Raw genomic sequence first — 10169 nt, forward strand, 5'->3', positions numbered from 1 at the left:
CCTCGTCGGCCAGCGATTTCAGGCCCAGCGGCCCGCCGAGCGCGGGGGAGACCGTGGTGGGGTCGGTGACGTCGTAGCCGTGCGCCGAACCGCGCGCGGCCGTCATGACCGGGGACAGATACAGGTGTGAGACGCCCAGTTGCTGAAGATATTCCGCGATCGCGGCGGCCTGGACGAACGGGAGTCCGTCGGGTCGCAGCTGTAGCCGGTAGGTGCTGCGAACCGGGGTGGCGCGCGGTGGGCGGCGGAGGCTCGGCGGGTCTGCGGGCATACGGTTTCTCGGTGAGGGGTCCTGGGGTGGTGCGACGGTGGAGGTGAACGCCCCGGGGAGGGCGGCCGGGTGGCGGGCTACCGGGGCCGGGGTGGGCGCCGGTGGTGGTCCGGTGGCCGGGTGCGGGCCGGTGACCTTCTCGGCGGTGCCGCTTCCCCGGGCAGTGGATCCGACGCGTGCATGGGGATGACCCTAGCGCGATTTCGGCGCCGAACGGTCAGGGGCTGCTGGTCAGGTGTTCAGCTCGCCTGGGAAAGTCCGGGAAGGCGGCGCGCGTAACCGGTTCGCCGGGCGATCGCGGCCAAGCTCCCGAATACCCATCGCTGCAGTACTGGCGGTATTCCGGCCAGGTAGCCGTCCTGTAACTCCCAGAGCAGCCCCAGTGCCAGCGGGTTGCGGGGGATACCGCTGCCCAGGGTCGCGCCCGCTTCGTCGAGGGCGCTCCACAGGGTGAACATCCGCAGATGCCGCAGTGGCGGCCGGATCTCGTGATCGAGCACGGTATCGGTGGCCAGATTCCAGAATTCGTGCACCGCGCGGGCCGGGGCGTGAACGGTATCGCCGGGGTGGGCCTCGATATCGCGTCCGTCGATCCGGAACCGCAGCGCGCCCCGGCGGACCGTCCACCGTTCGGTGAGGACCGGATGCCAGTGCGGGCCCGCCTGGCGGCCCGGAGTGGGCAGTTCGTGCCGCAGCCTCAGGTAGGGCCCGGACTCGTCGGCACCCTGGTCGAGCACGGTGACGCGGTGGCCGTTGCGGAAGGTGAGGACCTGGGCTGACATACTCCAATTAGAAAGGTTACCTTCATAAAATGTCAACCACACCCTCGCTGCTCAAATTGCTGGTCCTGGCCACTCGGGCGGTGGAAGACGAGCTGAACGCGGAGTTGCGTGCCCGGCTGCCGGGTGATCTGCGGCCCGCGCACTACGCCGTTTTCCGCTATCTGGATCCCGAAGGATCGCGGGTCGGGGATCTGGCCGACGCGGCCGGGATGACCCAGCAGTCGATGGGTGAGCTCGTCGGCCGCCTCGAATCGGCCGGGCTGGTGCGCCGGGAGGTGGATCCCGGCGACCGGCGGGCTCGGCGCGTGGTGTGCACGCGGGAGGGCGTCGCGGTGTTGGGGCTGGCGGGGGACCGGCTCGCGGCGATCGAAGAGCGGATACGTACCGACGTGGGGCCCGCGGAGCTGCGGCGGTTGCGTGAACTGCTCGTGCGGGTGGCCGGATCCGCGGGCGGGCCGGAAGGTGCGGCGACTCCGTGACGCGGCGGGTGGCGTGCTCCGGCGCCCGGGCCCGGTTCGCGCCGGGCGGGTTCGATTGGTAACTTGAACGCCGTTCAAGACGCCGTGCTCCCGCGCGGCCCGCGAGGCAGAGGAGCACCGGTGACCGCAGCCCCCGAACCCCTCACCGCCGCGCGGATCTCCGCGCTCGACGCCCGCCACGTCTGGCATCCCTACGGCGGATTCCCGGCCGCCACCGAACCCCTCGTGGTGGCCGCCGCGTCCGGGACCCGGCTCACCCTGGCCGACGGCCGGGAACTCGTGGACGGTATGAGTTCCTGGTGGGCGGCGATCCACGGCTACCGGCATCCGGAACTCGACGCGGCACTACGGGACCAGGCCGCCCGGATGAGCCACGTGATGTTCGGCGGGCTCACCCACGAACCCGCGGTGCGGCTGTGCGATCTGCTGGTCCGCCATACCCCCGCCGGCCTGGAGAAAGTGTTCCTCTGCGACTCCGGTTCGGTATCGGTGGAGGTCGCGGTGAAGATGTGCCTGCAGTACTGGCGTGCGCTGGGCCGGCCGGGCAAGCGCCGCCTGCTCACCTGGCGCGGCGGATATCACGGCGACACCTTCACACCCATGAGCGTGTGCGATCCCGCGGGCGGTATGCACTCGCTGTGGACCGATGTGCTGCCCGAGCAGGTCTTCGTCTCCGCGCCGCCCCGGGATTACCGCGCCGGCTACGTGCGCGAACTGGAATCGGCGGTGGCGCGGCACGCGGCCGAACTGGCCGCGATCGTGGTGGAACCGGTGGTCCAGGGTGCGGGCGGGATGCGCTGGCACGATCCCCGCTATCTGGCCGATCTGCGCCGGCTGTGCGATGAGCACGGCGTCCTGCTGATATTCGATGAGATCGCCACCGGATTCGGCCGCACCGGCACACTTTTCGCGTGTGAACAGGCCGGGGTGGCGCCCGACGTGCTCTGTGTGGGCAAGGCCCTCACCGGCGGCTATCTGACACTGGCCGCGACACTGTGCACCGACCGGATCGCCACGACCGTGAGTGCCGCGCACGGCGGGCTCATGCACGGCCCCACCTTCATGGGCAATCCGCTCGCCTGCGCGGTGGCGGTGGCGAGCCTGGAATTGCTGCTGTCGCGTGACTGGCGCGACGAAGTGCGCCGCATCGAAACGGAATTGCGCGCGGGCCTGATGCCGGCGCGTGAGCTGCCCGGGGTGGCCGATGTCCGGGTGCTGGGCGCGATCGGGGTGATCGAGCTGACGCGGCCGGTGGATATGCGCGCGGCCACCGCCGCCGCGATCGGAGCCGGCGCCTGGTTGCGGCCCTTCCGCGAGTTGATCTACACCATGCCGCCGTTCGTCGCCGATACCGGCGATATCGCCACCATCACCCGGGCCATGGTGGCGGCGGCCCGCACCGCTGCCGATCCGGCGCACCCCCCAGACACGACCCGGTAGCCGCCGGAGGGGACGGCTACCGGGTCGTGCCGGAGGGATCAGCGGGGTGCGTCCGGGGCCGGGCGTTCGCTGTCGCGGGAACCGTCTTCGGCGAAGGCCCGGGCGTACCGGGTGCCGGCGACCAGAAGCAGGATGCCGACCACCAGGAATGCCGCCACCCGGACCACACCGTCGAGAGTGGCCAGATCGAACAAGAACAGTTTGGCCAGGGCGGCGGCGGTGAGCACGAGGCCCGACACCAGCGCGGCCCGCGCGGTCGCCGCCGACTCACCGGACATCCGCCGCAGCCCGAACAGCAGCGCCGCCAGGGCCGCGGCCATCCAGGCGATGGTGGCGATACTGTGCCCGACGAGGAATCCGTCCGCGTGCACGGCCACCGCCGCCGAGACCGTGGCCGCGGTGACCAGGTAGAGCCCGGCGATGCCGAAGACGATCCAGGACAGCGTGGTGGCGAAATCGTCACGGCCGCGCCGGGCGAACGGTTGCAGCAACGCCCACAGCGCCACCGCGACCAGCCCGAGTCCGGCGATCGCGGAAGCGGTCGTCCCGGATCCCAGCTGCCGGACCGCGGCCGATTCGGTGGTCAGGGTGTCGGGCCCGGCGATCGCCAGGAACGCGAGCCCGCCGGGCACCGCGAAGCACGCGCCGATGATCGCGGCGAGCCGGTGACCGGTCTGCCCGGCGATCGCCAGGTAGCAGGCGGCGACCAGGAAAAGGGCCAGTGGCAGGGTGGATTCGGTGGTCACGGTGAGGCAGGTCTCCAGCAGCGCGAAGGAACCGGCGATGGCGGTGACGGCCGTGGTCTGCGGCGGTATGCGCACGATCTCCCGGATGCCGGGCAGTAGCGCGGCGCCCGTGACGGTCAGCAGTACGGCCGCGTAGACCGCGGAGACGAGCATCGAGGCCGGTCGATCGAAGAGCGCCGGGGCGGCCAGCAACGGCGTGGTGGCCAGCGCGAACGCCATCGCAGAGACGATATCGCCGGTGCGGTGCCGTCCGGTCACGAGTGTGCCCACCAGCCCGGCCAGCGCGACCGCCACGGCGGCGGTGAGGACGAGTGCCGCCTCGCCGCGATCGGGCGAGTCCAGCACCACCGCGACGATCGCGATATGGGTGGCGAGGACGGCCGGGGCCGTCCGGACGACATGCAGTAGTGGCCAGTCGAACCGGTACTGGACCGGGACGCAGACCACTTGCAGCACGATCAGGAAGGCGAGCAGGGTCAGTTCGACGGTGACGATCGGCGCCAGCACGGCCGCGCCGGCGACCACCAGGACCGCCAGCGATTGGGAACGCCACTGCATCGCCAACCCGACCCCGGCGGCGGCGATCCCGAGGGCCGCCGCGAAACCCGGTACCGGGTCCAGCCAGTCGTAGATAGTGGTCACGGCGATCACATCGAGGTAGGCGCCGGCGAATCCGGTGGCCGCGAGCGCGATTCCGCCGACCCGCCCGCCCGCCCGGTCGTAGACCCGTGTTCCGGCCGCCACCAGCGCCGCGGCGAGCGCCCCGCCCGCCACGACCCGGGGGATCGGCCCGAAGATACCGGCCTGGGCGGCCAGTACCAGCAGCATGACGACCCCGATGAGCGTGACACCCACACCGGCGACCGCCAGGATCCGGCTGATCACGCCTTCGCGTTGCCACCACGGGGTCGCGGGTGGCCCGGCGGGCGCGGGCGGCCGGGGCGGGCCCGGGGGTGTGGTCGTGGTGGCGGCCGCATAGCGTGCGCGCGACGGAAGCGACGGGCGAGCCGGTGGATAGGGGTGTGCGGCGAACTGCGCGGACGCGGGGTGCGGTGGCCCGGAACGCGGTGCTTCCCAGGGGCTTCGGGTGGAGGGCGGGGGAGGCGGAACTCCCCACGGTGCGGCGGCGGGTCGCGCCGGTTCCGGCCGCGGTGCCGGTGCCGGGCCGGCGGCCGGGTGGTCTCCGGAGCCCGGGTGGTCGGCCCCGGAGCCCGGGCGTTCGGCTTCGGCGACTCCGGAATCCGGCGCGGCCGTACGCGGGGCGCCCGGCGTGGGATCGCTGGGCGCGGCGGTGGTTGCCGGCGATTCGGTGCCTGCCGCCCCGGACGGAACCCGGCGTGCGGAGCCCGGTTCCGGGTCGCTGTCCGGGCCGGCCGGATCGGTAGCGGTCAGTTGGTCGCGGAGGGTGTCCAGGTCATGGCCGAGGACGCTCAGCCTGTCGCCGAGAGTGCCGAATTCACCGGCGGCGGTGGTCAGCGCGCCGGAGAGGCGGGCGATCAGCGCCGGGTCGATCGAAGGCGTCATACCTCGATGGTCGGCCGTCCGGGGCCGGAAGAGATGAGTAGGACTACTCGGTTACCGCGCCGGGATATACCCGATCCGCCGCGGCGGCAATTACTCCCGGCTAGCCCTCGAGGCCCTGCTCGATGACGTAGCGGGTTAGTTCGACCCGGTTGGCGAGCTGCAGTTTGCGCAGGGTCGCCTGGACGTGGTTCTCGACGGTCCGGTGGCTGAGATCGAGCCGGGTGGCGATCTGCCGCGCCGACAGGCCTTTGGCCACCATGCGCAGGACCTCGGTCTCCCGGTCGGTCAGGGCGGGGCGGTGCGGAGTGGCCGGATCGGCGGGCGCCGCGGCCATCCGGCGGTATTCACCCAGCACCAGTCCCGCCAGCCCGGGGGTGAATACGGCCTGCCCGGCGGCGGTCGCGCGGACCGCGGCGATGAGCTCGGCGGCCGACGCGCTCTTGACGAGATAGCCCGACGCTCCGGCCTTCACCGCTTCCAGTACATCGTCGCGTTCACCCGACGCCGACAGCACCAGCACCCGGCTTTCGGGCGAGACCCGCAGGACATCGGCGGTGGCGCCGGCGCCGTTGCCGTCGGGCAGCTGCATATCCATGAGCACCACCCGGGGCCGGGTCGCGGCGGCGCGGCGAGCCGCGGCGGCGGCGTTCTCCGCGGTGGCGGCCACCTCGAACCCGGCTTCGCCGAGGTCCCGGGCGACACCCTCGCGCCAGATCGGATGATCGTCGACCACCATCACCGAAATCGTTTCCGCCGGCTCCTCGATCACCGTGGTCACTCCTTCCGGATCAGGCCGTTGTTCTCATCGTGCCAGAACGGTCCCGTCGCGCCGGAACGGCCACGCGGCCCGCCCGGTGTATCGACGGGCGGTCGTAGGCACCTCACCGGCGTGGAATCCGGAACTCCCATTCCGTACCCTCCCCGACGATTCCGGCCGTGAGCAGATCGGCCCGGCCCGCCAGCGCGGCTATCCGGCCGGTGATGGAGCGCGACACTCCCATCCGGCCCTCGTCCTCGGCCTCGGCCAGCCGGCCCGGTGGTATCCCGGCGCCGTCGTCGCGGACGCTCACGATGAGCTCGGCACCGGTGTCCTCGAGCAGCACGTAGGCGCGGGCGCCGATCCCGGCGTGCAACTCCACATTGGTGAGGGCGGCGCCGACCGCCGCGGCGATCTCCTGGGCCCGCCACCGGCCGATCTGCACCGGTTCTCCCGGAGTCGACACGACGACCCCGGGAGTGGCGTAGGCGGTGAGCAGCGGACGCAGATCCACGGTCGTCTCGCCGGTATCGGCGCCGGCGCCCTGCTCGGAGATCAGCCGCCGCAGCGCCACCTCCTGCTCCCCGGCCCGCTGTGCCAGTTCCGTGGCCGGCCCGCCTATTTCGGTGCCCCGGCGTTTGATGTAGGCGAGAATCTGCAGCACCCCGTCGTGCACCTGCCGGGCCAGCCGGTCGCGTTCTTCGGCGGCGGCGGTGAGCCGGACCGCGTGCTGCAACTGTTCCTGGGCACGGCGGGCGGTGCTCGCGGCCAGCCCCAGCGCCAGCCCCACCGAGACCAGCACCGGCGCGGTCGCGTCGGCCCAGACGTCCTCGCCCCACTGCTGCCGCATGGTGATGATCGTCGCCGCGACCACCAGGCCCGAGGCCACACCCGCGACCGGTCCGCGCAGGATCGCCGCCGAGATCACCGCGTTGGCCGACCACATCGTGGTCGGCAGCGGCTGATGCCCGTGGTACCAGTCGAAATCGGCGACCAGCGGAGTCGCGGCGATGAGGCCGACGACGACGATATGGTCGCCCAGTACGACGAGCGTGCGGATACGGGCCGTGTCCGGTGTGGGCCACCGGGCCAGCAACAGTGCCGAGACCCCCGACCAGATCACCATGAGCGCGATGAATACCCAGCTCAGGCGCTGGTTCTGGTAGTACTGCACGGATGCGATCTGCTGGCCCACCGCGTAGAGCAGGGTGACCAGCCGGAAGGCCTGTACCGCTCGCCACAGCGGGGCGGTGGCGGCATCGGCCGGATCGGGCCGGGCCGGACGGTCCGCGGGCATCGCAGGCCCTCCTCGGCGGCCGGTGGACGGTGGCCCGTCAACTCTAGGCAGTGGCGCCGGTGGTCACCGGATGAACACCGCGATCGGAATCGCCCGCACCCAGGTGTTGCCGCGCCCAGCCTGGGGCGAACCAGCCGGGTGCCGCCACCGCGAACCGTCGCGGCTGCCAGGAGCCGGCCCCGGCCGGGACGGCGCCGACCAGTTCGGCGCCGGTGACCCGGGGCAGATCGGCGCGGTTGGTCCGGCAGGCCAGATCGGGGCGTGCGGGCCAGGAACCCACCACCAGGCCCGCGCACCGCACCCCGGCCCGCGTCAGCTCCCGGGTGGTGAGTTCGGTGTGGTTGAGCGTGCCCAGACCGGGCGCGGTGACCACCAGTACGGGGGCGCCCAGTTCGCGGGCGAGATCCGGCAGGGTGAAATCGCCCAGCCGCACCAGCAGTCCACCGGCGCCCTCCACCAGCACCAGATCGGCGTCCGCGAGACCGGCCACGACGTCGACGGTCTCGGCCAGAGTGAGCAGCGGTGCCCCGCAGCGGCGCGCCGCGGTATCGGGGGCCAGCGGGTCGGGGTAACGCGCCGGTTCCACGGTCCGGGTCACGCCGGCCAGCCGGGAGATCACCGCGAGGTCGCCGGGTTCGCCCGGTGCGATCCCGGTCTGGGCGGGTTTGCACACCGCGACGGTGCGGCCCGCCGCGCGGGCGGTCGCGGCCAGCGCGGCGGTGACGACGGTTTTGCCGACCTCGGTGGAGGTGCCGGTGATCAGCAGCGGTGTCATACCGGAGCCCCCACGGAGTCGCGAGCCCCGGACAGCAGCGGGCGCAGCACCGCGGCCAGGGTGCCGAGGTCGGCCGGGGACAGATCGGCGCGGGCGGTGAGCCGCAGCCGGGAGGTGCCCTCGGGTACCGACGGCGGCCGGAAACAGCCCACCCGGACCCCTTGCGTGCGGCAGGCCTCCGCGGTCTCGTAGGCGATCGTGGGATCGCCGAGTATCACCGGGACCACCGCCGACTCCGGCGCCGGCACGCCGGTGATCCGGGCGATCTCGGCGGCGTTGCCGAGCACCCGTCCGGCCAGACCGGGATCGCGGCGCAGCACCCGCAGGGCGGCACGGGCCGCGCCGACCGCGGCCGGGGCCAGACCGGTATCGAAGATCATGGTGCGCGCGCTGTCGATCAGGTGGGCGCGCACCCGATCCGCGCCCAGGACCACGCCGCCCTGGGCGGCCAGGGCCTTGGACAGGGTCGCGGTGACCACCAGATCGGGTTCACCGGCCAGCCCCAGTTCGTGGACCAGCCCGCGGCCACCGGCGCCCCGGACGCCGAGCCCGTGCGCCTCGTCGACCAGCAGTACCGCGCCGTGGGCCCGGGTGACGCGGTGCAGTCGGGCCAGTGGGGCGAGGTCGCCGTCGGCGCTGAACACCGAATCGGTGAGCACCAGGGCGCGCTCCTCGGTTCGTTCGCTCAGCAGGCGGGCCACCGCGGCGGTATCGCGATGCGGTGCGACGGCGACCCGGGCCCGCGAGAGACGGCAGGCGTCGACCAGGGAGGCGTGGCAGCCGGCGTCGGAGACGATCAGCGCGCCGCGTCCGGCCAGGGCGGTGACCGCGCCCAGGTTGGCGGCGTAGCCGGAGGCGAAAACCAGTCCGGCGGCGAAACCGGTGAACTCGGCCAGTTCCGTTTCGAGGAGTTCGTGGTCGGTGGTGGTCCCGGTGACCAGCCGGGAACCGGTCGAGCCGGCACCCCAGCGGCGCACACCCTCGACGGCCCCGGCGACCACCTCGGGATGGCGGGTCAGCCCCAGGTAGTCGTTCGACGCGAGATCCAGCAGTGCGGAGTCCGCCGGGCGTGCGCGCAGGCGGCGGCGCAGTCCGGCGGTCTCGCGCGCGCCGGCGCGTTCGTCGAGCCAGGCCAGGGGATCGGAGGTCACGTGGGCACCATACTTGAACACCGTTCAAGGTGGAATCCCCGCCATGCGCGGCCTCAGCGCACGTCGGCACCCAGGCGGTGGCGGATACCGGCGGTGAACAGTTGGAGCCCGAAATCGAAACGAGCCGTCGGATCGGTCGCGTCCGCGGCCTCCTCGGCGGTCTCGGTCAATGCCCCGGCCGAGTCCATCTGCATCCGGGACTGCTCGTCCACGGTATGGCCCAGTACGTAGTAGAGCAGGGTGTAGGCGGCGAGTTCGGCCTGGTCGCGCTGCATGCCCGCGCGGATGACGGCGCTGCCGAAACGTTCGCGGCCCTTGTTGGTGGTCAGGCGGGACGCGTAGGTGGACGACACCAGTTCCGCGCCGTCGCGATAGGTCAGCAGGCAGTCGCGCAGCCGGTGTGCCAGTTCGGTGAGCGCGCCGGACCAGTCGGTAGCGGCCACGGGCTGTTCCATCGGTGCCAGGATCCGGTCGGCCACCGCGCCCAACAGTGCCTGCTTGTTGGGGAAATGCCAGTACAGCGCACCGGGTTGAACGCTCAGCGTACCGGCCAGGCGGCGCATGGTGAGGTCGGCGAGACCGTACTGATCGAGGATGGCGAGGGCGCCGTCCACGACGTCGTCCCGGTGTAACTGCACGATTCGGTCCTCCCGCTGGCGCTGCGACTCGCCTCAGACGCTACACCGGCCTGAACGCTGTTCAAGCGGGGCGCTAGCCTGTCCTGAACACCGTTCAAGTTCTGGGTCCGGGCATCCGGTACCAGTAACACCCGCACGACGAAGGGATTCGCCAGTGAACCGGGCATCCGTCGAGACCACCGTCACTCCGACCAGCTCCGATATCCTCACCGACGCGCGGGAGCAGGTACTCGAGCGCGGAATCGGACTCACCCGGGAGCAGACGCTCGCGGTGCTGCGCCTCGGCGACGACCACCTCGAGAAGCTGCT

General features: G+C 72.2%; 10 protein-coding genes and 1 pseudogene. 3 read left to right on the plus strand and 8 right to left on the minus strand.

What is annotated here, in order from left to right; genetic code table 11:
• Positions 1 to 271 (minus strand): alpha-amylase family glycosyl hydrolase (locus ACWDU1_RS22740; protein ID WP_450001325.1); only part of this gene is annotated, 271 nt, incomplete at its 3' end.
• Between the two features lie 239 nt (positions 272 to 510).
• Positions 511 to 1053, minus strand: coding sequence for a cupin domain-containing protein (locus tag ACWDU1_RS22745; RefSeq protein ID WP_450001327.1), 543 nt, complete (start codon positions 1051 to 1053; stop codon positions 511 to 513).
• A gap of 29 nt (positions 1054 to 1082) precedes the next feature.
• Between ACWDU1_RS22745 and ACWDU1_RS22750 the strand changes: the two genes are divergently transcribed.
• Positions 1083 to 1532, plus strand: a complete 450-nt coding sequence (locus ACWDU1_RS22750; RefSeq protein ID WP_450001329.1) for a MarR family winged helix-turn-helix transcriptional regulator — start codon at positions 1083 to 1085, stop codon at positions 1530 to 1532.
• Between the two features lie 120 nt (positions 1533 to 1652).
• Positions 1653 to 2972 carry an adenosylmethionine--8-amino-7-oxononanoate transaminase gene (locus tag ACWDU1_RS22755; protein ID WP_450001330.1) on the plus strand — a complete coding sequence of 440 codons (1320 nt, stop codon included), beginning with the start codon at positions 1653 to 1655 and terminating at the stop codon, positions 2970 to 2972.
• A 38-nt stretch (positions 2973 to 3010) separates the two neighbouring features.
• Here ACWDU1_RS22755 and ACWDU1_RS22760 read toward each other — a convergent pair whose 3' ends face one another.
• The 6 genes from ACWDU1_RS22760 to ACWDU1_RS22785 all read right to left on the minus strand — a co-directional run bounded on the left by ACWDU1_RS22760 (position 3011) and on the right by ACWDU1_RS22785 (position 9860).
• Positions 3011 to 5242: a DUF2339 domain-containing protein gene (locus ACWDU1_RS22760; RefSeq protein WP_450001332.1), complete on the minus strand. Its 2232-nt coding sequence runs from the start codon at positions 5240 to 5242 to the stop codon at positions 3011 to 3013.
• Between the two features lie 100 nt (positions 5243 to 5342).
• Positions 5343 to 5978 (minus strand): response regulator, encoded by a 636-nt coding sequence (locus ACWDU1_RS22765; protein WP_450001342.1) that lies wholly within the window; start codon positions 5976 to 5978, stop codon positions 5343 to 5345.
• A gap of 145 nt (positions 5979 to 6123) precedes the next feature.
• On the minus strand, positions 6124 to 7296 hold the full coding sequence (gene macS, locus ACWDU1_RS22770) for a MacS family sensor histidine kinase (protein WP_450001334.1): 1173 nt from the start codon (positions 7294 to 7296) through the stop codon (positions 6124 to 6126).
• A gap of 43 nt (positions 7297 to 7339) precedes the next feature.
• Positions 7340 to 8071: a dethiobiotin synthase gene (bioD, locus tag ACWDU1_RS22775; RefSeq protein ID WP_450001336.1), complete on the minus strand. Its 732-nt coding sequence runs from the start codon at positions 8069 to 8071 to the stop codon at positions 7340 to 7342.
• Positions 8068 to 9222, minus strand: coding sequence for an 8-amino-7-oxononanoate synthase (locus tag ACWDU1_RS22780; RefSeq protein ID WP_450001338.1), 1155 nt, complete (start codon positions 9220 to 9222; stop codon positions 8068 to 8070). Before ACWDU1_RS22780 ends, bioD begins: the two co-directional genes overlap by 4 nt.
• A 53-nt stretch (positions 9223 to 9275) precedes the next feature.
• Complete coding sequence (locus ACWDU1_RS22785; RefSeq protein ID WP_450001340.1) at positions 9276 to 9860, minus strand: TetR/AcrR family transcriptional regulator C-terminal domain-containing protein; 585 nt, start codon at positions 9858 to 9860, stop codon at positions 9276 to 9278.
• A 154-nt stretch (positions 9861 to 10014) separates the two neighbouring features.
• On the opposite strand from ACWDU1_RS22785, the pseudogene ACWDU1_RS22790 reads away from it, so the two are divergent.
• A pseudogene (locus ACWDU1_RS22790) lies at positions 10015 to 10169 on the plus strand (biotin synthase BioB); the annotation flags it as partial.

The sequence above is a fragment of the Nocardia sp. NPDC003345 genome, assembly GCF_053589395.1.

Bases quoted from the DNA above. Each gene is read 5' to 3' on its own strand.
- ACWDU1_RS22745 (WP_450001327.1), bottom strand. From the start codon at position 1,053: ATGTCAGCCCAGGTCCTCACCTTCCGCAACGGCCACCGCGTCACCGTG.
- ACWDU1_RS22750 (WP_450001329.1), top strand. From the start codon at position 1,083: ATGTCAACCACACCCTCGCTGCTCAAATTGCTGGTCCTGGCCACTCGG.
- ACWDU1_RS22760 (WP_450001332.1), bottom strand. From the start codon at position 5,242: ATGACGCCTTCGATCGACCCGGCGCTGATCGCCCGCCTCTCCGGCGCG.
- ACWDU1_RS22765 (WP_450001342.1), bottom strand. From the start codon at position 5,978: ATGGTGGTCGACGATCATCCGATCTGGCGCGAGGGTGTCGCCCGGGAC.
- macS (WP_450001334.1), bottom strand. From the start codon at position 7,296: ATGCCCGCGGACCGTCCGGCCCGGCCCGATCCGGCCGATGCCGCCACC.
- bioD (WP_450001336.1), bottom strand. From the start codon at position 8,071: ATGACACCGCTGCTGATCACCGGCACCTCCACCGAGGTCGGCAAAACC.